This window comes from Aureimonas jatrophae, assembly GCF_900104035.1.
Classification (GTDB): domain Bacteria; phylum Pseudomonadota; class Alphaproteobacteria; order Rhizobiales; family Rhizobiaceae; genus Aureimonas; species Aureimonas jatrophae.
Genome location: NZ_FNIT01000010.1, coordinates 40,917 through 64,626 on the forward strand (window position 1 = coordinate 40,917; position 23,710 = coordinate 64,626).

At 70.1% G+C, this 23,710-nt stretch carries 17 protein-coding genes; 11 read left to right on the plus strand and 6 right to left on the minus strand.

Features of this window, described 5'->3' with window-relative positions:
- The first annotated feature begins 9 nt into the window (after positions 1-9).
- The 4 genes from carB to BLQ76_RS17780 all read left to right on the plus strand — a co-directional run bounded on the left by carB (position 10) and on the right by BLQ76_RS17780 (position 5,775).
- Entirely contained in the window at positions 10-3,435 is a 3,426-nt protein-coding gene (gene carB / locus BLQ76_RS17765) for a carbamoyl-phosphate synthase large subunit (RefSeq protein ID WP_090676144.1), read from the plus strand.
- 185 nt (positions 3,436-3,620) lie between these two features.
- The gene (gene greA / locus BLQ76_RS17770) at positions 3,621-4,094 is read left to right on the plus strand and encodes a transcription elongation factor GreA (protein WP_062013116.1); all 474 of its coding nucleotides are present in this window, start codon (positions 3,621-3,623) and stop codon (positions 4,092-4,094) included.
- A gap of 9 nt (positions 4,095-4,103) precedes the next feature.
- Positions 4,104-4,688: a Uma2 family endonuclease gene (locus BLQ76_RS17775; RefSeq protein ID WP_090676147.1), complete on the plus strand. Its 585-nt coding sequence runs from the start codon at positions 4,104-4,106 to the stop codon at positions 4,686-4,688.
- 4 nt (positions 4,689-4,692) lie between these two features.
- Entirely contained in the window at positions 4,693-5,775 is a 1,083-nt protein-coding gene (locus BLQ76_RS17780) for a glycosyltransferase family 4 protein (RefSeq protein WP_090676150.1), read from the plus strand.
- Here BLQ76_RS17780 and BLQ76_RS17785 read toward each other — a convergent pair.
- Both BLQ76_RS17785 and BLQ76_RS17790 read right to left on the minus strand, forming a co-directional pair.
- The gene (locus tag BLQ76_RS17785; protein ID WP_170842643.1) at positions 5,721-6,530 is read right to left on the minus strand and encodes a glycosyltransferase family 25 protein; all 810 of its coding nucleotides are present in this window, start codon (positions 6,528-6,530) and stop codon (positions 5,721-5,723) included. The genes BLQ76_RS17780 and BLQ76_RS17785 overlap by 55 nt on opposite strands.
- A 55-nt stretch (positions 6,531-6,585) precedes the next feature.
- The gene (locus BLQ76_RS17790; RefSeq protein WP_170842644.1) at positions 6,586-8,376 is read right to left on the minus strand and encodes an ABC transporter ATP-binding protein; all 1,791 of its coding nucleotides are present in this window, start codon (positions 8,374-8,376) and stop codon (positions 6,586-6,588) included.
- A 540-nt stretch (positions 8,377-8,916) separates the two neighbouring features.
- Here BLQ76_RS17790 and trxB point away from each other — a divergent pair.
- The 3 genes from trxB (at position 8,917) to BLQ76_RS17805 (ending at position 12,430) form a co-directional block, all read left to right on the plus strand.
- Complete coding sequence (gene trxB, locus BLQ76_RS17795; RefSeq protein ID WP_090676157.1) at positions 8,917-9,897, plus strand: thioredoxin-disulfide reductase; 981 nt, start codon at positions 8,917-8,919, stop codon at positions 9,895-9,897.
- Between the two features lie 33 nt (positions 9,898-9,930).
- On the plus strand, positions 9,931-10,827 hold the full coding sequence (locus tag BLQ76_RS17800) for a LysR family transcriptional regulator (RefSeq protein ID WP_090676160.1): 897 nt from the start codon (positions 9,931-9,933) through the stop codon (positions 10,825-10,827).
- Positions 10,828-11,311: 484 nt separating this feature from the next.
- Positions 11,312-12,430 carry a metallophosphoesterase gene (locus tag BLQ76_RS17805; RefSeq protein ID WP_090676163.1) on the plus strand — a complete coding sequence of 373 codons (1,119 nt, stop codon included), beginning with the start codon at positions 11,312-11,314 and terminating at the stop codon, positions 12,428-12,430.
- 46 nt (positions 12,431-12,476) lie between these two features.
- Here BLQ76_RS17805 and BLQ76_RS17810 read toward each other — a convergent pair whose 3' ends face one another.
- Positions 12,477-13,682: a pyridoxal phosphate-dependent aminotransferase gene (locus BLQ76_RS17810; RefSeq protein ID WP_090676165.1), complete on the minus strand. Its 1,206-nt coding sequence runs from the start codon at positions 13,680-13,682 to the stop codon at positions 12,477-12,479.
- 242 nt (positions 13,683-13,924) lie between these two features.
- On the opposite strand from BLQ76_RS17810, the gene BLQ76_RS17815 reads away from it, so the two are divergent.
- Positions 13,925-14,536: a glutathione S-transferase family protein gene (locus tag BLQ76_RS17815; RefSeq protein ID WP_090676168.1), complete on the plus strand. Its 612-nt coding sequence runs from the start codon at positions 13,925-13,927 to the stop codon at positions 14,534-14,536.
- A 64-nt stretch (positions 14,537-14,600) separates the two neighbouring features.
- Here BLQ76_RS17815 and BLQ76_RS22575 read toward each other — a convergent pair whose 3' ends face one another.
- A complete protein-coding gene (locus tag BLQ76_RS22575; RefSeq protein WP_183193219.1) occupies positions 14,601-15,089 on the minus strand; it encodes a PRC-barrel domain-containing protein in 489 nt (162 codons plus the stop codon).
- Positions 15,090-15,339: 250 nt separating this feature from the next.
- Between BLQ76_RS22575 and BLQ76_RS17825 the strand changes: the two genes are divergently transcribed.
- Positions 15,340-15,693, plus strand: a complete 354-nt coding sequence (locus BLQ76_RS17825; protein ID WP_090676174.1) for an acyl-CoA thioesterase — start codon at positions 15,340-15,342, stop codon at positions 15,691-15,693.
- A gap of 831 nt (positions 15,694-16,524) precedes the next feature.
- On the opposite strand, the gene BLQ76_RS22805 is transcribed toward BLQ76_RS17825, so the two are convergent.
- Positions 16,525-17,655 (minus strand): globin-coupled sensor protein, encoded by a 1,131-nt coding sequence (locus BLQ76_RS22805; protein ID WP_090676177.1) that lies wholly within the window; start codon positions 17,653-17,655, stop codon positions 16,525-16,527.
- Between the two features lie 244 nt (positions 17,656-17,899).
- Here BLQ76_RS22805 and BLQ76_RS17835 point away from each other — a divergent pair, with 244 nt between their 5' ends.
- On the plus strand, positions 17,900-19,663 hold the full coding sequence (locus tag BLQ76_RS17835; protein ID WP_090676180.1) for an ABC transporter ATP-binding protein: 1,764 nt from the start codon (positions 17,900-17,902) through the stop codon (positions 19,661-19,663).
- Between the two features lie 60 nt (positions 19,664-19,723).
- On the opposite strand, the gene BLQ76_RS22390 is transcribed toward BLQ76_RS17835, so the two are convergent.
- Positions 19,724-20,350 carry a hypothetical protein gene (locus BLQ76_RS22390; protein WP_090676183.1) on the minus strand — a complete coding sequence of 209 codons (627 nt, stop codon included), beginning with the start codon at positions 20,348-20,350 and terminating at the stop codon, positions 19,724-19,726.
- 352 nt (positions 20,351-20,702) lie between these two features.
- Here BLQ76_RS22390 and uvrB point away from each other — a divergent pair, with 352 nt between their 5' ends.
- Entirely contained in the window at positions 20,703-23,669 is a 2,967-nt protein-coding gene (gene uvrB, locus BLQ76_RS17845) for an excinuclease ABC subunit UvrB (RefSeq protein ID WP_090676185.1), read from the plus strand.
- Positions 23,670-23,710: the final 41 nt, after the last annotated feature.

Sequence of the window (23,710 nt, forward strand, 5' to 3'; positions counted from 1 at the left end):
CCGGAACCCATGCCCAGACGCGACGACATCAAATCCATCCTGATCGTCGGCGCCGGCCCCATCATCATCGGGCAGGCCTGCGAGTTCGACTATTCCGGCACGCAGGCCTGCAAGGCCCTGCGCGCCGAAGGCTACCGGATCATCCTGGTCAACTCCAACCCGGCGACGATCATGACCGATCCGGACCTGGCGGATGCGACCTATATCGAGCCGATCACGCCGGACGTCGTCGCGCGCATCATCGCCAAGGAGCGCCCCGACGCGATCCTGCCGACCATGGGCGGCCAGACCGCGCTGAACACCGCGCTGTCGCTGAAGCGCATGGGCGTCCTCGACAAGTACGGTGTCGAGATGATCGGCGCGGACGCGACCGCCATCGACAAGGCCGAGGACCGCGCCCTGTTCCGCGAGGCCATGGCGAAGATCGGCCTGGAAACGCCGAAGAGCTTCCTCGCCAACGCGACCGAGGCCAAGGGCGCCGATCGCCTCCAGCACGAGGAGCGCCGCGCGGCCGCGATCCGCGAGACGGAAGCCGGCGAGGCGCGCGAGGCGGCCTTGGCGAAGCTTGAGACCGAGTGGAACCTCGGCGAGACCGACCGCAAGCAGCGCTACATGGCGCGCGCCATGGGCGCGGCGGCCGAAGCCTTGGAGCATGTCGGCCTGCCCGCCATCATCCGCCCCTCCTTCACCATGGGCGGCACGGGCGGCGGCATCGCCTACAACCGCTCGGAGTTCTTCGAGATCGTGGAGGGCGGCCTCGACGCCTCTCCCACCACCGAGGTCCTGATCGAGGAGTCGGTTCTCGGCTGGAAGGAATACGAGATGGAGGTGGTCCGCGACCGCGCGGACAACTGCATCATCGTGTGCTCGATCGAGAACGTCGACCCGATGGGCGTCCACACCGGCGATTCGATCACGGTGGCGCCTGCCCTCACGCTGACCGACAAAGAGTATCAGGTCATGCGCAACGCCTCGATCGCGGTGCTGCGCGAGATCGGCGTCGAGACCGGCGGCTCCAACGTCCAGTTCGCGGTGAACCCCGAGAACGGCCGCCTGGTCGTGATCGAGATGAACCCGCGCGTCTCGCGCTCGTCGGCGCTCGCCTCCAAGGCGACCGGCTTCCCGATCGCCAAGATCGCGGCCAAGCTCGCGGTCGGCTACACGCTGGACGAGCTCCAGAACGACATCACCGGGGGCGCCACCCCGGCCTCGTTCGAGCCGACCATCGACTACGTCGTCACCAAGATCCCACGCTTCGCCTTCGAGAAGTTCCCCGGCGCCTCGCCGGTGCTGACCACCGCGATGAAGTCGGTGGGCGAGGTCATGGCGATCGGGCGCACCTTCGAGGAGTCGCTGCAAAAGGCGTTGCGGGGCCTGGAGACCGGCCTCGACGGGCTCGACGAGATCACGATTCCGGGTCTTGGCGAGGGCGACGACAAGAACGCGATCCGCGCGGCGCTGGGCACGCCGACGCCGGACCGTCTGCGCATGGTCGCGCAGGCCCTGCGCGAGGGCGCGACCAAGGAACAGGTGCACCGCGCCTGCAAGATCGATCCCTGGTTCATCGACCGCTTCCAGGCCATCGTGGATCTGGAGCGCCGCGTGGCTGAGCATGGTCTGCCGCAGGACAGCGACAACCTCCTGTTCCTGAAGTCGGCCGGTTTCTCCGACGCGCGTCTCGCCAAGCTGTCGGGCCAGTCCGAGGCCGAGGTGAAGGCTCTGCGCGAGCGCCTCGACGTCCATCCCGTGTTCAAGCGCATCGACACCTGCGCCGCCGAGTTCCGCTCCCCCACCCCCTACATGTACTCGACCTACGAGCGGCCCTTCGCGGGCCAGGTGCGCTCCGAGGCCGAGGTCTCGGACAGGCGGAAGGTCGTGATCCTCGGCGGCGGCCCGAACCGCATCGGCCAGGGCATCGAGTTCGACTACTGCTGCTGCCACGCCGCGTTCGCTCTCAGGGATGCCGGCCTCGAAGCCATCATGATCAACTGCAACCCCGAGACCGTGTCGACCGACTACGACACCTCGGACCGCCTCTACTTCGAGCCGCTGACGGCCGAGGACGTGCTCGAGATCCTGCGCGTCGAGAAGAGCCGTGGCACGCTGCACGGCGTGATCGTCCAGTTCGGCGGCCAGACGCCGCTGAAGCTTGCGGAAGCGCTGGAGGAAGCGGGCATCCCGATCCTCGGCACGAGCCCGGACGCGATCGACCTCGCCGAGGACCGCGACCGCTTCCAGCGGCTGCTGCACGACCTGTCGCTGCGCCAGCCCGAGAACGGCATCGCCCGCTCGGTCGAGGAGGCGCGCGTCATCGTCGAGCGCATCGGCTACCCCGTCGTGATCCGCCCGTCCTACGTGCTCGGCGGCCGCGCCATGGAGATCGTGCGCGGCGACACGCAGTTCGAGCGCTACATGCGCGAGGCCGTCGTGGTGTCCGGCAAGTCGCCGGTCCTGATCGACTCGTACCTGTCCCAGGCGATCGAGGTCGACGTCGACTGCCTCTGTGACGGCCGCGACACGTTCGTCGCCGGCATCATGGAGCATATCGAGGAGGCCGGCATCCATTCCGGCGACTCGGCCTGCTCGCTGCCGGTCCACTCGCTCTCGCTCGCGATCGTCGAGGAGCTGGAGCGCCAGACGCGCGAGATGGCGTTGGCCCTCAAGGTCGGCGGCCTGATGAACGTCCAGTTCGCGATCAAGGACCGGGAGATCTACGTCCTCGAGGTGAACCCGCGGGCGTCGCGCACCGTGCCCTTCGTCGCCAAGACGGTCGGATCGCCGATCGCCAAGATCGCCGCGCGCATCATGGCGGGCGAGACGCTGGAGGCGGCGTTCGCGGCCTATGGTGGCAAGCCGGACGTGAAGAACCTCCGGCACATCGCGGTCAAGGAAGCCGTCTTCCCCTTCGCGCGCTTCCCCGGCGTCGACACGCTGCTCGGCCCCGAGATGCGCTCCACCGGCGAGGTCATGGGCCTCGACCGCGACTTCGCGGTGGCCTTTGCGAAATCCCAGCTCGGCGCCTCGGTGGATCTGCCGCGCGAGGGCACGCTCTTCGTCTCGGTGCGCGACGACGACAAGGCGGAGATGCTGCCGACCGCCCGCCGCATGGCGGACCTGGGGTTCCGCATCTCGGCGACGGAGGGCACGCACCGCTTCCTCGCCGAGAACGGCGTGCCGGCCGAAAAGGTCAACAAGGTGCTGGAAGGACGTCCCCACATCGAGGACGCCATCCGCAACCGTCAGGTCCAGGTGGTGCTGAACACGACCGAAGGGGCCAAGGCGCTGTCGGACTCGCGCTCGCTGCGCCGAGCGGCCCTCATGCACAAGGTGCCCTACTACACGACGCTCGCGGGCATGGAGGCGGCTGCGGAAGCCATCGCCGCGCTGCGGGCCGGCAACCTTGAAGTGCGGCCGCTTCAGTCTTACTTTCTCTGACGCTTGATCCCGCGAGGGACGGCCCCGTTCCGGGGCCGCAAGGGCTCTCCTGCATAAGGCCGCCCGCAAGAATCACCGGCTGGTTCCCGCCTCAGAACGGGGACCGGTCTTCTTTCGCGTCGGCGGGCTGCCGGCGCCGTGTTTCCGGCCCCGGCCGGGGGCCGCAAGTCGAAGAGGTAACGGGCATGGACAAGGTGCCGATGACGAGCGCTGGCTTCGAGTCCCTCAAGGAGGAACTCCGCCGCCGTCAGCAGGAGGAGCGCCCGCGGATCGTCGAGGCCATCTCCGAGGCGCGCGCCCATGGCGACCTGTCGGAGAATGCCGAGTACCATTCCGCCAAGGAGGCGCAGAGCCTCAACGAGGGACGGATCGCCGAGCTCGAGGACCTGACCGCGCGCGCCGAGGTAATCGACGTCGCCAAGCTGTCCGGCGACAAGGTGAAGTTCGGCGCCACCGTCAAGCTGGTGGACGAGGACACCGAGGAGGAGAAGGTCTATCAGATCGTCGGCGACCAGGAAGCCGACGTGAAGAAGGGCCGCATCTCCATCTCCTCGCCGATCGCACGCGCCCTGATCGGCAAGGGCGAGGGTGACACGGTCGAGGTCGCGGCCCCCGGCGGCGCCCGCTCCTACGAGATCCTGGAGCTGCGCTGGGCGTAAGGGAATGCGATGAGCGAGGCCGTCCAGCAGACCTTCGGGCTCGAAGCGTTCCTTGCCTGGGAACGCGAGCAGGAACGCCGATACGAGCTGGTGGATGGCGTCGCCGTGATGATGACCGGTGGGACGCAAGGCCACGCGCTGATCGCCGCCAACATCGTCGCCGCCTTGCGTCCGCGTTTGCGCGGCTCTCCTTGCCGGCCGTCCGGCTCCGACATGCGGGTCCCAATTCCTGCCACCGGCAACGCGCGCTATCCCGACGTCACCGTGGATTGCGGTCCGTTCGACCGCTCCTCGCACGATGCCTCGCGACCGACGGTCGTGTTCGAGGTGCTCTCGGACTCGACCGGATGGTTCGATCAGACGCGCAAGCTGCGCGACTACGACAGTGTCGCCTCGATCCGTCAGTACGTCTGCGTCTCGCAGTCCGAGCCACGCGTCCTCGTCTGGCGGCGTGACGGTTCGGGCCGGCTCGTACCGGACGCGATCCTGGTGAAGGGCGCACTCCAGCTGGACTTCGAAGGCTTGATGGCCGATCTGTCGCTCGCCGACATCTACGAGGAAACGGGGCTTCTGGACGCCTCAGCCGCCGGCTGACCCGATGAACGTGGCACCGTCCGACCCCGAAGTCGTCGCACCCAACTTCAAGCGCCGCCTGTCGGGCGTCACCTCGACCATCATTCAGCTCGTGCCCGAGCATGCGCGGCGCTTGAGCGTCGCGGCGTTCGGCCCCGGCCTGCCGGCGCATCTGCCCAAGCTCGGCGCGCGCGACCTCCTTCGGCTCGCCCGTCCCCCGGCGGGCCGTCCGTTCCGCATCTGGCACGCCCGGCGCAACGTCGAGATGCTGCCCGGCATCCTCCTGCGCGATCTCCTGCGCTGGCCGCTCCGCCTCGTCTTCACCTCCGCCTCGCAGCGTCGCCACACGCGCTACACGCGCTGGCTGATCGGGCGCATGGACGCCGTGATCGCGACCTCGTCCCGCACCGGCGCCTATCTGACGGTACCCCATACGGTCGTCACGCATGGCATCGACCAGACCCGCTTCCGCCCCCCGTCCGAGGGCCGCGCGGAGCGACGGAAGGCGCTCGGCCTCGATCCCGCGCTCAAGGCCGTCGGCTGCTTCGGCCGCATCCGTCACCAGAAGGGCACCGACCTCTTCGTCGACGCCATGATCCGCCTTCTGGCGGATCATGGCGGCTGGCAGGGCGTCGTGGCAGGCCGCACGACGGGCGAGCACGAGGGGTTCGAGCACGATCTGAAGGTCCGCATCGACGCCGCCGGGCTTGCGACGCGCATCCGTTTCGTCGGCGAGCACCGCGACATCGAGCGCTGGTACGGAGCGCTCGACCTCTTCGTCGCGCCGCAGCGCTGGGAGGGCTTCGGCCTGACGCCGCTGGAGGCGATGAGCTGCGGCGTACCGGTGGTGGCCGCCGACGTCGGCGTCTTCGCGGATGCGGTGCCGCCGGTGGCCGGGCGCATCGTGCCGCCCGACGATCTCGATGCGCTCACCGAGGCGATCCGCCCGTTCCTGCATGACGATGCCCTGCTCGGCCAAGCCGGCGCGGCAGCTCTCGAAACCGCTCTGCGCGACTTTCCGCTGGAGCGCGAGGCGCGCGAGATCGAGGCCGTCTACGAGCGGCTCTGGTCCGGGAAGTCGGCCGCCTCGACGGGCGTCCGCCGGTAGGTCGCGGGCCCCAGCCGCGCCGCGTGATGGGCGAGGAGGCGTACCTGCGCCGCGATGCGCCGCGCGAGAAAGGGCAGGTTCGCGCGACTGACGGGCAGGCGCGCGCGCGGCTGGTGGATCATGGTCGCGCCGTCGACGCCCGCGGCCCGTCCGGTGAGCGCGGCGAAGAGATGCGCCTGGATCGCCAGCGCGGGCTCGACCTGGAAGAGCCTCAGACCCGGGCAGGTGAAGAGAAAGGCGTCGGCGGGCGCCGCGCCCCGGGCCTCGAACGAGGCGAGAAGCCGCCGCGCGCCGGCCGGCCACAGGAGGTAGGCGGCCGAGCCCGACTTGTCGCGCCGCGTCTGCCGGACCCATAACCCCTCGCCGACCGCAACGCTCCGGCGCGCCACGAAGCGCCGCCGTCCGAAGGTCTCGATGTTCACCATCTCCGCGTCGAGGCGCGACAGGGCCGCCAGCGCCTCAGGCAGGCGGCACGAGAGCACCGCGTCGTCCTCCAGCACCAGGACCGGCCCGGTACCCGCCGCGACCTCGCGCCAGATCGCGACATGCGACAGGAGGCAGCCGAGTTCGGGACCGCTCAAGGGCCGCTCCCAGCGGTGGTTGATGCGACGCTCCAGGTCGGGCGCGATGTCCGCGGTCTCCACCGCCCGCCGACGCTCGAAGGCCAGGCCGAGGCCACCGAGCTGCCGCGCCATGAAATCGAGGCGCGCGGTGGCGCGGTCGAGGTTGATGACGCGGATCGGGACGGGCTCCATGGGCGTCGCTCTAGGCCGGACGCGGGCGGCGCGTCCAGTGCGCCGCCCGTCCCGCTCATCGGATGCCCAGCCCGTCATGCCGGTTGAGGCGCCGGTAGAGCCCGTCCTCGCGCGCCATCAGCTCGGCATGGCTGCCGTCCTCGGCGATGCGCCCCCGGTCGAAGACGAGGATGCGGTCGAGCTCGCGCACCGTGGACAGCCGATGCGCGATCACGAGGCTGGTGCGCCCGCGCATCAGGCGCTCCATCGCGAGCTGGATCAGGCGTTCGGACTCCGAATCCAGCGCCGAGGTCGCCTCGTCGAGCACGAGGATCGGCGCATCCGCCAGGAAGGCGCGGGCCAGCGCCACGCGCTGCCGCTCGCCGCCCGACAGCTTCACGCCCCGCTCGCCCACCATCGTGTCGTAGCCCTGCGGCAGCTGCTCGATGAAGCGGTCGGCGCTGGCGAGCCGCGCCGCCCGTTCGATCTCCTCGCGGCTGGCGTCGGGCCGGGCATAGGCGATGTTGTCGCGAAGCGTGCGGTGGAAGAGCACCGACTCCTGCGGCACGATCGCGATCTGCCGGCGCAGCGAGCCTTGCGTGACGCGCGAGACGTCCTGCCCGTCGATCAGAATGCGTCCGCCGTTCACGTCGTGAAGCCTCTGGATCAGCTTCACGAAGGTCGTCTTGCCGGAGCCCGACGGCCCCACCAGCCCGACGCGCTGCCCGCCGGGGATCGCGACCGTGAAGTCCTCGTAGAGCGGCGTGTCGTGGCCGCCGTAGTGGAAGCGCACCGCCTCGAAGCGGATCGCCCCGTCCCGCACGACGAGCGGCTGCGCCCCTTCCGCGTCGCGGATGCCCGGTGTGCCGCGCTCCAGATCCACCAGCTCCTCCATCTCGTTCACCGAGCGCTGGAGGTTGTTCACGTGCATGCCGATGTCGCGCAGGTATCCGTGCACCACGAAGTAGGTGGTGAGGAGGTAGGCGACGTCGCCCGCCGAGGCCGCGCCGGTCCGCCACAGGTGCAGGGCCGCGAGCGCGATCGCGACACGGATCGCCCAAAGGACGGCGACCTGCGCCGTGCCCGCCCAGGTATGCCGCATCCAGGTGCGCGCGGTCTGCCGACGCCAGTCACGGAGGGCATCGGACAGGCGTTCCTCCTCGCGCGCCTCGGCGCCGAAGGCCTTCACCACGGCGTTGCAGCCGAGCGCGTCGGCGAGCACGCCGCCGACGCGCGTATCGAGCTTGTTGGACAGGCGCGAGGCCGGCGCGACGTAGGCGACCGACAGCCAGACGGTGGCAGAGACGTAGAGAACCGCGCCGAGCCCCATGACGAGGCCCATCAGCGGCCACTGCGCGGTGAGAAGCGCGACCGTGCCGATCAGCACCACCACGGAGGGCAGAAGTGCCAAGAGGAGCACGTCGTGCAGAAGGTCGAGCGACCACATGCCCCGCGTGATCTGGCGCACCGTCGAGCCCGAGAAGCTGCCGGCATGCCAGTCCGAGGAGAAGTGCTGGACGCGCGCGAAGGTGCGCCCGCCGACCCGGCTCATGATGCGCAGCGTCATCGGCACGACGCTGGCCCAGGCCAGATGCCGCAGCCCGACGAACAGAAGGCCGAGCACCGCCATGGCGGCCAGCGCCTCCAGCGCTTGACGCATGGCGTCCGGCCGCGCGCTCTCCGTCGTCAGCGCGTCCACGAGGCGCCCCGCGAAGAAGGGAATGAAGACGTCGGCAAGCGTCGCGAGCGTGATCGCGCCCGCCACCATGGCGACGCGCGGCGTCTCGGTACGCCAGTTGCGGACGGTGTAGGCAAGGACGCGACGGATCGCGCCCATGCGATCGGTCTCGATGGTTTGAACGGTCATGAGGCTCAGAACGGCGCCCAGCGGGGCGACCATCTCCCATAGTGGCGCGAGGACCCGTCGGGGTCGTTCGGCCGGAAGCGCAGGAACGGGTGCGGGCCTTACGGGGAAGGCCGCGACCTGGAAGATCGAGAACGGGCGGCTAGCGCCGCACGGTCGATCGCGGGCCCTTCGGGCGTCCCGCGCCGGCTGCGGACCGCAGCACGGACGGGTGGCGAAGGGCACCGGCGGGGGTTGAGATCGGATCCATCACGTCAGTCCCTCCCCGCATCTTAGGTCGGATCGGCCCGCCGCTGGACCGGGCTGGATTCGGCGGGGCAAAGGCATCCCGCACGCGGCTGCAGCGGCATGATTAGTCCCGCGCCCCCGCGTCGTCCAGCCATGCCTCTTCACCATGGGGCGAAAGAGACGGGGAACTGTGGCGCGCCGGCCACTCCCGCTGTTGCCAGCCGGCCGCCCCCTCCCCTATTGAAGAGGGCTGTATTGAAGAGGTCTGCGCCCGAGCCCATGTCGAGTTGCGACCCACAAGCCGAGTGCCATTCCATGACCCAGCGTCATTCCAGCGTTCTCGTGATCGGCTCCGGCCCGGCCGGCTACACGGCCGCGATCTACGCCGCCCGCGCCATGATGAAGCCGCTGCTCGTCGCCGGCCTTCAGGAGGGCGGCCAGCTCACCATCACCTCCGACGTCGAGAACTATCCCGGCTATCGCGATCCCGTCGCGGGTCCCTTCCTGATGGAGGAGATGAAGAACCAGGCGCTGAACGTCGGTGCCGAGATGGCGTCCGACCTCATCGTCGAGGCCGACCTCTCGGTGCGCCCCTTCCGCTTCACCGGCGACTCCGGCACCACCTACACGGCGGACGCCGTGATCATCGCGACCGGCGCGCAGGCCCGCTGGCTGGGCCTCGAGTCCGAGGCCGCCTTCCAGGGCTTCGGCGTCTCGGCCTGCGCGACCTGCGACGGCTTCTTCTACCGCGGCAAGGACGTCGTGGTGGTGGGCGGCGGCAACACCGCCGTCGAGGAGGCGCTGTACCTGTCGCATATCGCGAAAAGCGTCACCGTGGTCCACCGGCGCGACCATTTCCGCGCCGAGCGCATCATGCAGAACCGCCTCTTCGCCAAGGACAACGTGCGCGTCGTCTGGAACGCGGAGGTGGCCGAGGTCTTGGGCGAGACGAAGCCCGTGAAGTCGGTGACGGGCGTTCGCCTGCGCGATCGCAACACCGGCGAGCTGAGCGATCTCGCCGCCCACGGCGTCTTCGTTGCGATCGGCCACGCGCCGGCCACGCAGGTGTTCGGCGACCAGCTGCGCAAGAAGGACGGCGACTATCTCTGGGTCGAGCCGGGCACGACGCGCACGTCCGTCGAGGGCGTGTTCGCGGCCGGCGACGTCGCGGACGACGTCTACCGACAGGCGGTGACGGCGGCGGGGCTCGGCTGCATGGCGGCGCTCGAGGCCGAGCGCTGGCTGGCCTCGCAGATCGTGGTGCATGGGGACGGCGTTCGCGAGGCCGCCGAGTAGCATTCGTCTCGAAGGGGGAGGACGGGGCGGACGATGGCGCTCGACTGGGACAAGCTGCGCATCTTTCACGCCGCCGCCGAGGCCGGCTCCTTCACGCACGCCGCCAACACGCTGAACCTGTCGCAGTCGGCCATCTCGCGCCAGGTCGCGGCGCTGGAGCAGGAGATCGGCGCGCCGCTCTTCCACCGCCACGCGCGCGGCCTCGTCCTGTCGGAGCCGGGCGAGCTTCTCTACCAGACCGCGAGCGACGTGCTGCGCCAGCTGGAAACGGTGCGCATGCAGCTCACCGAGACGCGCGAGAAGCCGAGCGGCAAGCTGCGCGTCACCACCACGGTGGGCCTGGGCTCCGGCTGGCTGACGCAGCGCGCCCAGGAGTTCCTGGAGCTCTACCCCGAACTCGAGCTCCAGCTCGTCTTCGACAACGAGGAGATCGACCTCACCATGCGCAAGGCGGACTGCGCGATCCGACTGCGCCAGCCGCAGCAGCCCGACCTCATCCAGCGCCGCCTCTTTACGGTGCATCTCCACGTCTACGCCGCGCCGAGCTATCTCGGGCGCTTCGGCACGCCCCAGACCACCGACGACCTCGAGCGCCACCGCATCATCACCTTCGGCGAGCCCGCGCCCAACTACCTCCGGAACCTCAACGCGCTGGAGACCGCAGGCCTGCCCGACGGCCAGAGCCGCCAGCCGATCCTCCAGATCAACAACCTGATGGCCATGAAGTCGGCGATCGAGCGCGGCATCGGGCTGGCGCTCCTGCCGGACTACATGATCGATAAGGACACCTCGCTGGTGCAGGTCCTGCCGGAGCTGAACCTCGCCTCGTTCGACACCTATCTCTGCTATCCCGAGCAGCTGCGCGACGCGGCCAAGCTCAAGGTGTTCCGCGACTTCCTGATCGGCAAGGCGCGGACCTGGAGCTACTGAGGCCACGCGCGCGGACGCCCGTCGCACGGAATCGTTTCATGCGTCGCTCGCATGCCGCATGCGCGATCGGTGCACTGGTCGTCCCCGGCCGCGCGTCTAGCTGCTGACGCAATCGGCTGGACCGCTCTCCTCCTCCCGGGCGCCCGCCCCGATTGTTTCCTCCCAGGGGTCCAAGCGGCCCCTTACTTTCAGGCCGGGCTCCGAACAGGAACCCGGCCTTCTTCTTGTCCGGGAGCGCGACCGACTAGGCTTATTCGGGACCATGCTCTGAAACGATAGTCTATCGGTAAGTCAAACTGATCGTATGACCGACGAATACTGAACGGATTTTGAAAATTGCGGTCCGAATTGGGAACCGGACGGCCGGACCGGACGCTATAGCGCCACCTCACGCCGTCGTGAGGCCGCGCCCTCACCGGATCGCGCCTCGCTCGGGCGTCCGGTTGCACGGCGTATCCCTCCGCAACCCGGAAAGGTCGCCCCCATGCTCCGCTGGCTGCAATTTGGCGATCTGCATGCCTGCGAGGGCGACGAATGGGAGAGCCTCGGGCGCTTCCGGCAGCTCGTCGAGGAGGCGAACCGCGACATCGCGCACCGGATCGACTTCGCCGTCCTGCCGGGCGACAACGCCAACCATGCGACGCCCGAGCAGTTCCGGCGCGTGGCCGAGACGGGGCGCCAGCTTCGCGCGCCGCTTCACGTCCTGCCGGGCGACCACGACTACGAGGCAGGGCACCTCGACGACTTCCGCGCGCTGCTCGCGCCCGAGACCCTGCCGCGCGCCGAGATGCACGGCGACACGCGCGTCGTGTTCCTCGACATCGTGAGTGCGGGCTCGGGCGGGCCGGACTTCCGCCTCGGGCGCGAGCAGACCGCCTGGCTGCGGCGCACGCTCGCCGACACGGCCGGGGCACGGCGCACGGTGGTCTTCATGCACGCCTTTCCCGGCGACCTGCGCGAGGGCGGCGACGAGGTGGCGGCGCTGTTTGCGGCCGGCGGGGTCGCCTATGTCGGCACCGGCCATACCCACTACAACGACCTCCTGAACGACGGGCACGTCGTCTACGGCGCGACGCGCTCGACCGGCGAGATCGAGGAAGGCGCGCCGGGCTTCTCGGTCTCGGCGCTGGATGGCGACGTCGTGTCCTGGCGCTTTCGCGAGTTGGGCCACCACGGTCCCTTCGTGCTCGTCACCTCGCCGTCGGACATCCGCCTCGTGACCGACCCGCAGTCGCGCACGCAGGTGCCCGACGGTGCGATCGAGGTGCGGGCCGAGGTGTTCGGCGCCGACGCCACGGCCGGCGTCACCGCGCGGCTCGGCGACGGGCGTGGCGCGGAGCTCGCGCGCGGCGCGGACGGAACCTGGTGCGGTCGCTTCGACGGCGTGCCCGACGGGCTGCACCGCCTCACCGTCACCGCGCGCAACGCGGCGGGCGAGACCGACAGCGACGGGGTGGACGTGCTTCTGCGGGGCGCGCGCGAGCGCCCCAAGCGAGGGGCCGCGATCGCGCTCGGGCGCGACGTGCATTCGGTGCGCAGCTGGCCCGAGAAGGGCATTCCCGGCGGCCGGCTCGGTCCGAACGCCAACGGGCGCAAGTGGTAGCGCCTTTGCCGGGACCCGCGATGGCCCCGGCGCGAGGCGTCTCGTTTCAGCCCTCCAGCGAACCGCAGAAGCGCTGGATCCGGGTGCAGGCCTCCTCCAGGAGCTGGTCGGAGGTGGCGTAGCTCAGGCGGAAGTTCGGCCCGAGGCCAAAGGCCGAGCCGTGCACCACGGCGACGCCCTCCGCCTCCAGCAGCGCCGACACGAAGTCCTCGTCGGATCCGATGCTCTGGCCGTTCGGCGCGCGCTTGCCGATCGTGCCCTTCACCGAGGGGTAGACGTAGAAGGCGCCCTCCGGCGAGGGGCACTCGATGCCGCGCGCCTGGTTCAGCATGGAGACCACGAGGTCGCGCCGGCGCTCGAAGACGTCGCGGTTCCGGGGAATGAAGTCCTGTGTGCCGTTCAGCGCCTCGACCGCCGCCCACTGCGCGATCGAGCAGGCGCCCGACGTCTGCTGGCCCTGGATCATGTCCATGGCCTTGATGAGCTTCAGCGGCCCGCCGGCGTAGCCGATGCGCCAGCCCGTCATGGCATAGGCTTTGGACACGCCGTTGATCGTGATCGTGCGGTCGTAGAGCGCCGGCTCCACCTCGGCCGGAGTCGCGAAGCGGAAGTCGCCGTAGACGAGATGCTCGTACATGTCGTCGGTCATCACCCACACATGCTCGTGGCGCAGAAGCACGTCGGTGAGCTGCTTCAGCTCGGCATGGCTGTAGGCCGCGCCCGACGGGTTCGAGGGCGAGTTGAACAGGAACCACTTGGTGCGCGGGGTGATCGCGCGCTCCAGCGCCTCGGCGGTCAGCTTGAAGCCGTTCTCCTGGCGCGTCTCGACGATGACCGGCGTGCCACCGCACAGGCTGACCATCTCGGGATAACTGACCCAGAAGGGCGCGGGGATGATCACCTCGTCGCCGGGGTTCAGCGTCGCCATGAAGGCGTTGAACAGGACGTGCTTGCCGCCGGTCGAGACGATCGTCTGCTCGGGCTTGTAGTCGAGATTGTTCTCGCGCTTGAACTTCTGCGCGATCGCCTGGCGCAGCTCGGGAATGCCCGAGACCGGCGTGTACTTGGTCTCGCCGCGCGCGATGGCGTCCACCGCCGCCTGCTTGATGTTGTCGGGCGTGTCGAAGTCCGGCTCGCCGGCGCCCAGCCCGATCACGTCCATGCCCTTGCTCTTGAGCTCGCGCGCCTTCTGGCTGACGGCGATGGTGGCGGAGGGCTTCACGCGGTCCAGCGATGCGGCGAGAAAGCTCATGGGGCGGCTCCGGAAGATCGGGGCGAAGGAGGAAGGGCGGGCGACCCTCGGGCGGGCGGTCCTTGCGGAAGCCGGTCGCCGAAAATCGGCGGACCCTAGTCCCGGCTTGTGTGCGATGCAAGACGAAGCGAGAGGGGCCGGCGATCCATCAGCCCGGCTGATGGGACCGCGCACGAAACGGAATTGGCGCGGTGGCGCGCGATGGGGCAGGACCGGGTCGCCTTTTCGTCCGGAGACCCCGCATGCGCTACGTGATCCACGGCATGATCGACAGCGGCAACTGCTGGAAGCCGCGCCTCCTGTGCCACCTCCTAGGCATCGCCTTCAAGCATCGCGAGGTCTCGACCCGCGACGGCTCGACCCGCACGCCGGAGTTTCTCGCGCGCAACCCCGCCGGGCAGTGCCCGATCCTGGAGTTGCCCGACGGGCGCGTCCTGCCGGAATCGGATGCGATCCTCGTGTATCTCGCGACCGGCACGCCCTTCCTGCCCGACGACCGCTTCGCGCAGGCGCGAACGCTGGCCTGGATGTTCTTCGAGCAGAACGCGCACGAGGTCTCGGTCGCGGTGCGGCGGGCGCTCACGGTGTATCCGGAGCGCGCGGCGGCGGCGACGCCCGAGCGCATGGCGCTTCTTCTGCGAAACGGCGAGGCGGCGCTCGCCACCATGGAACGGCATCTCGCCGGATCGCCGTTCTTCGGCGACGAGCGGCCGAGCGTGGCCGATGTCGCCCTGTATCCCTACACCGCCACGGCGCACGAGGGCGGCTTCGATCTCGGCGCCTTTCCGGCGGTCCGCGCCTGGCTCGCACGCATTCGCGACCTGCCCGGCTACCGGCCGCGCGAGGCCGTCTGAACGCAAAGGGCCCGCTCCGGATGCACCGGAGCGGGCCCGCCGAGCCGTCAGGGGCTGGCGTCGATCAATCGTCGAGGCCGAGCGCGTCGAGGTCGGTGTCGGGCGCCGAGGTCAGCGTCTCGCGGGTCAGGCTCGGCGCGTTGACGCGCAGGTCGTCGCCGTCCATCGCGATCTGCATCGCGCTCCAGTTCACGAGCACGTCCTTCTCGCCGACGCCCAGGAAGCCGCCGACCTCGAGGATCACCGCCTGGATCGAGCCGTCGGCGTTGATGATAAAGTCCTCGATCTCGCCGATCTTCTCGTTGTTGGCGCCATAAACGTCCTCGTCGTCCAGCGCGCCGGTGCGGAAGTAGGTCGGCATGGCGCCGGCGGCCGGCGGGGTCAGGGTCACGAAGTCGCCGCCGGCGGCAGCGGTTGTCGCGGCGGGCGCCATGCCCGTGGTCGCGGGCGCCGTCGTGGTGGCCGGCGCGGTCGTCGTGGCGGGCGCGGTCTGGGCAAGGGCGGCGCCAGCGGTGGCGAGCGAGGCGAGGGCGACGAGGGCGAGACGCTTCATGGAACAATCCTTGGGTACGGTGTTGGGCGAGGCCGGGCCGCTGGCGCGGTGGGCCTTCCCTCCTTGAAGGGTGCGACAAACTGTTCGGTTCCCGCGACCCGACAAGAAGCTCGCCGCCTCGCGCGCTTGCCGTCCGCCGCACGCTTGCGGCAGTCTGCGCCGCACGACCCCAGCGCCGAGGACCGATCGCTTGTCTGTTTCCGAGCCCGACGACCAGCCCCGCGGCGACCTGACGATCCGCGTCCAGGCCATGCCCGCCGACATGAACGCGGCCGGCGACGTGTTCGGGGGATGGGTCATGGCGCAGATGGACCTGGCGGCCGGCATCCGGGGCGCCGAGCGGGCCGGCGGCCGCGTCGTGACGGCCGCGGTCGAGACGCTGGCCTTCCGGCGTCCGGTGCATGTGGGCGATACGCTGTGCGTTTATACGCAGGTCGAGCAGGTCGGCCGCACCTCGATCCGCATCCGGGCCGAAGCCTGGGCGCGGCGCTACCTCAAGCCCCAGCGCGAAAAGGTGACCGAGGGCGTCTTCGTGATGGTGCATCTGGACGAGGCCGGCCGGCCCGCGGCGGTCGGCGAGGCGCCCCCGTCCCTCGCCTCCTGAGCGCGTTCGCGCCCGGCCGATCCCTTTGCCGTTCCGGCGGACGCCGCGCTCCATACGCAGCGCTCGCCTGTCATGACGCGAGGACAGCGGCGAGACGCGCGGGCATGTCCCGACCCTCACGCGAACGCGCGGCGCGGATCCGTTCGCACCCGTCCCGCCTGACCGGGTCGAGGCCGATGCCGGTGCGGTCGCGGGATAGCCGCGTCGGCATTCCAGGGGGCTGGGATGGCCACCCGCGGACGACGCCGGATCGAGGTGACGTCTTCGCCGGGGTCCAACTGGAGAACCAGGCCGGCAACGCCCTTCAGCCTGTGCGACCGGGCCCACGGCGGTGGTGAAAGACGCCGGTCAGCCCGGCGACGCACGACTGAGGGGACGGCGCCGCATTCAGCCGCGTCCCGTCGGTGCCGATCGAAACCGCTGAGCCGTCGTCGCGCCGGGTTTGAGGTCACCCAGATGAAGCCGCTGCAAGGAGGTCGCTCTCGCGGCGCCGCTGCCGCAGGGCGCCGCATCAGGGTCTGCCACACGATGCGCTCCACATGTTCACGAAGGCGTCACGAGGCGCTGTGTTGGCGCTCGAAGCACCTTGCGCCGATCATGGGTGTCATCAGGGCGGCGGGCTGCGTCGGCCTGCTCCGGGAATGGCGGGCACGGTTGTCGTCCTGCCCCGAGTCTCGCGGATCGCCCTCCCCTATACGGATGGCCCCAGCGCCCGGAATGGCGCGCACAAGCCGAACCGCTGCGAGCGCACGGCGAGCGCGGAGCCAAACGATCCGGTCTGGTGTCGCAGGGTACCCCAGGCCCCGCCCGCCGCGGCTCCCAGCAACCGCCTCAGGCGGCGCGCGCCAGTCCGGGCCTTGCGGCGGCATCGGGCTTGGTGGCGGCCGACGAACTCAGCATCTGTCCGGACTGGTCGAGCCGCTGCAGCACCTCGTTGATCTGCTCGGCGCCGACCGACTGCTCGCGGCAGGCCGCCGAGATCTCCGACACCAGCTCCGTGGTCCGCTTGATGTGGGGCACCAGCGCCGCCAGGCTCTCGCCCGCCGCCTCCGAGGTTTGCAGCGTTTCGGCGGTCAGCGCCTCGATCTCGTTCGCGGCCCGCCCGGCGCGCTCGGCGAGCTTGCGCACCTCGCTCGCCACCACCGCGAAGCCCTTGCCGTGCGAGCCGGCGCGCGCCGCCTCGATCGCCGCGTTCAGCGCGAGAAGGTCGGTCTGTCGCGCGATCTCCTGCACCACCGACACGCGCTCGGCGATGGTGCGCGTGGCGGCCACGGACTTCGCCACCGCCTCGCCGCCCAGCGCCGCGCTCTCCGACGCTTCCAGCGCCAGCTTCTCGGTGCGGCCCGCGTTGTCGGCGTTCTGGCGAATGTTGGCGGTCATCTCCTCCATGGTCGAGGAGGCGTCGCCGAGCGAGCGCGCCTGTTCGTCGGCGAGCCGCTGGCGCTCGGCGTCGCGCGCGGCCTTTTCCGCCTCCAGCGCCTCGAAATAGGTCGAGATGCCGAGATCCATGTCGAGAACCGCAAGCTTCACGAGGATGCCGACGATCCGCGCCGCCTCGCGCGTGCGCCGCCGGCTCGTCAGTCCGCGCCCGACCAGGGCGGGAACCAGCTCCGCGATCATGGTCTCCAGGATCAGCGCGTAGCCGCCGAGGTGCCAGCGCGGCTCGAGGCCGATGCGCGCATGGACGCGACCGATGCGCTGGGCGTTCTCGGCATAGCCCGCGTCGATCGCGCCCGCCGCGATGCGGCTCCAGTGGTCGCCCTGCGCCGCTCGCGCCGCGTCCAGTCGCTTGGCGTCGGGAAAGAAGCGCCGGACGTCCGGGGTCGCCTCGACCTGGGCATAGAAGGTTCCGAGCGCCCGCTCCACCGCGCGGCCCACGAGCTCGCGATGCGGCGCGAGCGCCGCCAGCGCCTCGGGCTCGATCCCCAGGAAGTCGAGACGCTCTTGAAAGGACCTGTCCATGCCCGTCGCCGCCGTTCGTCCGTGCGTGATTGCCGCGGCCGAGGATGGGGCGCGTGGGTGAAGCGGACGATAAGGCTGGCATCGGGATGACTACGTAGCCGCAGGACGCAGTTCCCGCAGGCTGACTCCCCGGCCGAAGCCCCGCTCGTTCTGGACAACGCGGCGTCCGACGGGGCAAATGCGCCCGACCCTTCCGCGCCCGCCGCCTCCCGCGCGCCGCGGCCCTCCTGCCAAGTGCCCGTCCATGCTCGCTCGCTTCTTCTCCTACTACGCGCCGTGGCGCGGCCTGTTCGTGCTCGACTTCACCTGCGCGGTGGCGGCCGGCCTCCTGGAGCTCGGCTTTCCGATCGCGGTGAAGCTCTTCATCGACGACCTCCTGCCGGGCGGCGACTGGGGGCTGATCGTGCTGGCCTCGCTCGGCCTGCTCCTGATCTACGCGCTCAACACCGGTCTGATGGCCGTGGTCACCTACTGGGGCCACATGCTCGGCATCAACATCGAAACCGAGATGCGCCGGCGCGCCTTCGACCATCTCCAGAAGCTGAGCTTCGGCTACTTCGACGAGCGCAAGACGGGCCATCTCGTCGGGCGCCTGACCAAGGATCTTGAGGAGATCGGCGAGGTCGCGCACCACGGGCCGGAGGATCTCTTCATCGCGGTGATGACCTTTGTCGGCGCCTTCCTGCTCATGGTGTCCGTGCATGTCGAGCTGGCGCTGATCACGGCGGTCGTGGTGCCGCTCGGCACCTGGCTGACCGCGCGCTACGGCAACCGCATGACGCGCACCTGGCACGCCATCTACGGCTCGGTCGGCGACTTCAACGCGCGGATCGAGGAGAATGTCGGCGGCATCCGCGTGGTGAAGAGCTTCGCCAACGAGGACCACGAGCGGGCCCTGTTCGACGCGAACAACCAAGGCTACCGCGCGCGCAAGCTCGACGCCTACCGCATCATGGCCATGAGCCAGTCGCTGAACTACCTGTCGATGCGCCTGACGCAGGTCATCGTGATGCTGGCCGGCACCTGGTTCGTGATCCAGAACGACCTCAGCTACGGCGGCTTCGTCGGCTTCCTGCTTCTGGTCAACGTCTTCTTCCGGCCGGTCGAGAAGATCGCGGCGGTTCTCGAAACCTACCCGAAGGGTATCGCGGGCTTTCGCCGCTACACCGAGTTCCTCCACACCGAGCCCGACATCGTGGACGCGCCGAACGCCGTCCCGGTCGACCGGCTCACCGGCGCCATCGCGTTTCGCGACGTGCGCTTCGGCTACCGGGCCGGGCGGCCCGTCCTGCAGGGCATCGACCTCGAGGTGCGGCCCGGCGAGACGGTGGCCTTCGTCGGCCCGTCGGGCGCCGGCAAGACCACGATCTGCTCGCTGGTTCCCCGCTTCTACGACGTCACCGGCGGCGCGATCCTGATCGACGGCATCGACATCCGGCAGATGCGGCTGGCCGACCTGCGCCGGCGCATCGGCGTCGTGCAGCAGGACGTCTTCCTGTTCAGCGGCACGATCCGCGAGAACATCGCCTACGGCCGCCTCGACGCAACGGAAGGCGAGATCGTGTCGGCGCTGCGCCGCGCGCGGCTGGAGGAGACGGTCGCCGCCCTTCCCGAGGGTCTCGACACCGTGGTGGGCGAGCGCGGCGTGAAGCTGTCGGGCGGGCAGAAGCAGCGCCTGTCGATCGCGCGCATGTTCCTGAAGGATCCCGACATCCTGATCCTCGACGAGGCGACCTCCGCGCTCGACACCGAGACCGAGCGGCTGATCCAGGCGTCTCTCACCGAGCTTGCCGAGGGGCGCACCAGCCTCGTGATCGCCCATCGCCTGTCCACCATCCGCCATGCCGACCGCATCGCGGTGATCGAGGCGGGCCGCATCGTGGAGACCGGCAGCCACGCCGAACTCCTGCGCGCCGGCGGTCCCTATCGCCGCCTGATCGAGGCGCAGGAGGTCGTTCTCGGCGCCAACGACGGCGCGCTGCCCCCTCGCCGGTCGCCGGCCGCTTGATCGCGACCGGAAAAGGCCGGCGCCCCGTCGGGAGCGCCGGCCTTTCCGTCGTCGATGCCCTTAGTTGGCGGGCGGCGGGGTCGGGGCCGCGTCACCGGCCGCCGGCGGCGGCGGCGGGGTGGCGCCGCTCTCGGGCGGGGTCACGAGCGAGCGCGGCGGCGGGGGAACCTCGGTGCCCGCGGTCTCGCCGCGCATCGCCGAGATGATCGGCTGGGCGGCCTCGATGCAGTCGGCGATCGGCTCGTCGCCGCAGCGCACGTCGAGCGAGCGGCCCTCGCCCAGGTCGATCGAGAAGCCGGCCATCGGCATGGGCGGCGCCGGCGGCGGACCGCGGCGCGGGCCATCGCCGCGCGGACCCATGCCACGCGGGCCCATGTCCATCATGTCGCGCGGGCCGCCCGGACGCGGGCCCGGCTCGTCGGCGCGCGCCCAGCGATCGCCGTAGCGCATGTCGCGCGGCGAGGGCTCGGGCCGGTCGTCGCGCCGGTCGGCGCGGTCCTCGTCACGGTCACGGTCCCGGTCGCGGTCCCGGTCGCGATCCTTGTCGCGATCCTTGTCGCGGTCGCGATCGCGGTCCCGGTCGGGGCGCTCCATGCGATAGCTGTCCTCGTCGTCGCGCTCCTGCGCATGCGCCAGGGGCACGACCGACGTCGCCAGGAGGGCGGCCAGTGTGAGGTGCTTCAACATTCGGGCTTGTCCTGTTGGATCCACGGACCCGAGCGTCCGTGGGCTCCCAACGCGCCGGTGGCCGAAGCGTTGCCGTGACCGGTTCGTGGCAGGACGGGTGCGCCCGCCGCCGCGAACAAGGGTCGGCGGGCGCTGGGGAACGCGGGGACACTGGCTCCGCCGCTACGAGATACAATGGCGGGCCCCGGTTCTGGTCCGCGAAACTCGAGCGGATACGAGCGAAGCTAGGCCCTCTTGGTAAGCGAAGGATGAACGGAACCGGTCGAATGCTGCGACATTCGCGCCCCGCCTCGCGCGGATCGCCTGTCCGTTCCCCCTTTATTCCCATCGTCGTCGGGCCCATATTCGCCGTATGCCCAAATCCCCGCGCCGCTCGCCGATCCTCGACTATTCCGACGCCTCGGAAAGCCTCAACGGCCCCGCCGGTCTGGCGGAAGCGCCCCAGAGCGAGCTCGCCGGCGCGCCGTTGTCGGGCCCCTTGTCGGGCTGGGCCGACCAGATCGCGCAAGGGCTGGAGGAGGAGGCCGAGCGCAAGGCCGCCGAGAAGCCTGCCAAGGCGAAGAAGCCGTCTTCGCCCGCCAAGCCGCCCCGGCAGGGCGGCTCCAAGCCGACCAAGACCGCGCGCGGCACGTCGGTGGGCGTCGCCACCGACCCCAAGGCGCGTGCCGCCGCCGGCCTCAACCCCGTGGCGGGCATGGACGTCAGCCTCGAGGACGCGGCCGCCCTGCCCGCCGGGGGCGTCACCGCCACGGTCCAGGCGCTGCAGGACCTCATCGCGTCCGGCAACCCCCTGTTCAAGGACGGCGAGCTCTGGATCCCCCACCGCCCGGCGCGCCCGCAGAAGTCGGAAGGCGGCCACGCCTTTCGCATCAGTTCAGACTACGAGCCCAAGGGTGACCAGCCCACGGCGATCCGCGACCTCGTGTCGGGCATCACCGAGAGCCACGACCAGACGCAGGTGCTCCTCGGCGTCACGGGCTCGGGCAAGACCTTCACGGTCGCCAACGTCATCGAGCGCACGCAGCGCCCGGCCCTGATCCTCGCGCCCAACAAGACGCTGGCCGCCCAGCTCTACGGCGAGTTCAAGAGCTTCTTCCCCGACAACGCGGTGGAGTACTTCGTTTCCTACTACGACTACTACCAGCCGGAAGCCTACGTTCCGCGCTCCGACACGTTCATCGAGAAGGAATCCTCGATCAACGAGCAGATCGACCGCATGCGCCACGCCGCCACCCGCGCGCTGCTCGAGCGCGACGACGTGATCATCGTGGCCTCGGTGTCCTGCATCTACGGTATCGGCTCGGTCGAGACCTACACCGCGATGACCTTCCAGATGCAGGTCGGCGACCGGCTCGACCAGCGCCAGCTCCTCGCCGACCTCGTCGCCCAGCAGTACAAGCGCCGCGACATGGACTTCACGCGCGGCTCCTTCCGCGTGCGCGGCGACACGATCGAGATCTTCCCCGCCCACCTGGAGGACCGCGCCTGGCGCATCTCGCTGTTCGGCGACGAGATCGAGGCGATCCACGAGTTCGACCCGCTGACGGGCTCGAAGACCGACGACCTCAAGTCGGTGAAGATCTATGCCAACTCGCACTACGTCACGCCGCGCCCGACGCTGCAGCAGGCGGTGAAGAGCATCAAGGAGGAGCTGAAGCACCGCCTCGTCGAGCTCAACAAGGCCGGGCGCCTCCTGGAGGCCCAGCGGCTGGAGCAGCGCGTCACCTTCGACGTCGAGATGATCGAGGCGACGGGCTCGTGCAACGGCATCGAGAACTACTCGCGCTACCTCACGGGCCGCCAGCCCGGTCACCCGCCGCCGACGCTGTTCGAGTACCTGCCCGACAACGCACTGGTCTTCATCGACGAGAGCCACGTCACGATCCCGCAGATCGGCGCGATGTACCGGGGCGACTTCCGCCGCAAGGCGACGCTCGCCGAATACGGCTTCCGCCTCCCCTCCTGCATGGACAACCGGCCGCTTCGCTTCGAGGAGTGGAACGCGATGCGCCCGCCCACCGTCGCCGTCTCGGCGACGCCCGGCTCGTGGGAACTGGAGCAGTCCGGCGGCGTCTTCGCCGAGCAGGTCATCCGCCCGACCGGCCTCACCGATCCCCCGATCGACATCCGCCCCGCGCGCAGCCAAGTCGACGACCTCCTGGGCGAGATCCGCGAGGTGACCGCGAAGGGCTACCGCGTGCTCGTCACCGTGCTCACCAAGCGCATGGCCGAGGACCTGACGGAGTACCTGCACGAGCAGGGCATCCGCGTGCGCTACATGCACTCCGACATCGACACGCTGGAGCGCATCGAGATCATCCGGGATCTGCGCCTCGGCACGTTCGACGTTCTCGTCGGCATCAACCTCCTGCGCGAGGGCCTTGACATCCCCGAGTGCGGCCTCGTCGCCATCCTCGACGCCGACAAGGAAGGCTTCCTGCGCTCCGAAACGTCGCTGATCCAGACTATCGGCCGCGCCGCGCGCAACGTCGACGGCCGCGTCATCCTCTATGCCGACAACGTCACCGGCTCGATGGAGCGCGCCATCGCCGAGACCAACCGCAGGCGCGACAAGCAGGAGGCCTACAACCGGGAGCACGGCATCACGCCGGCCTCGGTCAAGGCCAAGATCGCCGACATTCTCGACTCGTACTACGAGAAGGACCACGTGCGCGTGGAGACCGGCGCGATGGCGGCCTCGGGCGCCATGGTCGGCAACAACCTCAAGAGCCACCTGGAGCATCTGGAGAAGGAGATGCGGGGCGCCGCCGCCGATCTCGACTTCGAGCGCGCCGCGCGCCTGCGCGACGAGATCAAGCGCCTCCAGGCGACCGAGCTCGCGATCGCCGACGACCCGCTCGCCCGCGAGCCCGCGATGTTCGGCGACGACGGCGGCGGCTCACGCGGCGGCAAGCGTCGCGGCAAGGGCCCCAACCGCGAGAACCCGCGCTTCGGCCCGAACGGCGAGCCGCTGGCCGCCCGCCTCCAGGCGCCCGACCATTCCGGCGTCAAGGCGCTCGGCCGGGGCGTGGCGCCGAGCGACGAGCGGATCCAGAGCTACTTTGCGAAGCCCACCCTCGACGACATGGGCCCCGGCACGGACACGGCCGAGCCCAACCGGCCGCTGTTCCGCAAGAACACGCTGGACGAGATGACGGTGGGCCGCACCGAGAAACCCAAGGGCGGCCCCGCCCCCCAGCGCCCCGACGACGCGCGGCCGATCCGCCGCGAGCGCATCGGCGTGGGCAGCTACGAGGACCCGATGGACGAGAAGAAGCGCAAGCGCCGGCCGGGGAAGACGGGTCGGCCGGGGCGGTAACATGTGCAAGCATGCAAACAATAAGCATACGCTGCATCAAA

Excerpts from the sequence above, each read along its gene's own strand:
- BLQ76_RS17815 (WP_090676168.1), top strand. The coding sequence starts at position 13,925 with ATGCGCTACGTGATCCACGGCATGATCGACAGCGGCAACTGCTGGAAG.
- BLQ76_RS17780 (WP_090676150.1), top strand. The coding sequence starts at position 4,693 with ATGAACGTGGCACCGTCCGACCCCGAAGTCGTCGCACCCAACTTCAAG.
- BLQ76_RS17790 (WP_170842644.1), bottom strand. The coding sequence starts at position 8,376 with ATGACCGTTCAAACCATCGAGACCGATCGCATGGGCGCGATCCGTCGC.
- BLQ76_RS17835 (WP_090676180.1), top strand. The coding sequence starts at position 17,900 with ATGCTCGCTCGCTTCTTCTCCTACTACGCGCCGTGGCGCGGCCTGTTC.
- BLQ76_RS17825 (WP_090676174.1), top strand. The coding sequence starts at position 15,340 with ATGCCCGCCGACATGAACGCGGCCGGCGACGTGTTCGGGGGATGGGTC.
- BLQ76_RS22805 (WP_090676177.1), bottom strand. The coding sequence starts at position 17,655 with ATGGACAGGTCCTTTCAAGAGCGTCTCGACTTCCTGGGGATCGAGCCC.
- BLQ76_RS22390 (WP_090676183.1), bottom strand. The coding sequence starts at position 20,350 with ATGTTGAAGCACCTCACACTGGCCGCCCTCCTGGCGACGTCGGTCGTG.
- BLQ76_RS17810 (WP_090676165.1), bottom strand. The coding sequence starts at position 13,682 with ATGAGCTTTCTCGCCGCATCGCTGGACCGCGTGAAGCCCTCCGCCACC.
- uvrB (WP_090676185.1), top strand. The coding sequence starts at position 20,703 with ATGCCCAAATCCCCGCGCCGCTCGCCGATCCTCGACTATTCCGACGCC.
- BLQ76_RS17800 (WP_090676160.1), top strand. The coding sequence starts at position 9,931 with ATGGCGCTCGACTGGGACAAGCTGCGCATCTTTCACGCCGCCGCCGAG.
- BLQ76_RS17785 (WP_170842643.1), bottom strand. The coding sequence starts at position 6,530 with ATGGAGCCCGTCCCGATCCGCGTCATCAACCTCGACCGCGCCACCGCG.
- trxB (WP_090676157.1), top strand. The coding sequence starts at position 8,917 with ATGACCCAGCGTCATTCCAGCGTTCTCGTGATCGGCTCCGGCCCGGCC.
- BLQ76_RS22575 (WP_183193219.1), bottom strand. The coding sequence starts at position 15,089 with ATGAAGCGTCTCGCCCTCGTCGCCCTCGCCTCGCTCGCCACCGCTGGC.
- greA (WP_062013116.1), top strand. The coding sequence starts at position 3,621 with ATGGACAAGGTGCCGATGACGAGCGCTGGCTTCGAGTCCCTCAAGGAG.
- BLQ76_RS17775 (WP_090676147.1), top strand. The coding sequence starts at position 4,104 with ATGAGCGAGGCCGTCCAGCAGACCTTCGGGCTCGAAGCGTTCCTTGCC.
- carB (WP_090676144.1), top strand. The coding sequence starts at position 10 with ATGCCCAGACGCGACGACATCAAATCCATCCTGATCGTCGGCGCCGGC.
- BLQ76_RS17805 (WP_090676163.1), top strand. The coding sequence starts at position 11,312 with ATGCTCCGCTGGCTGCAATTTGGCGATCTGCATGCCTGCGAGGGCGAC.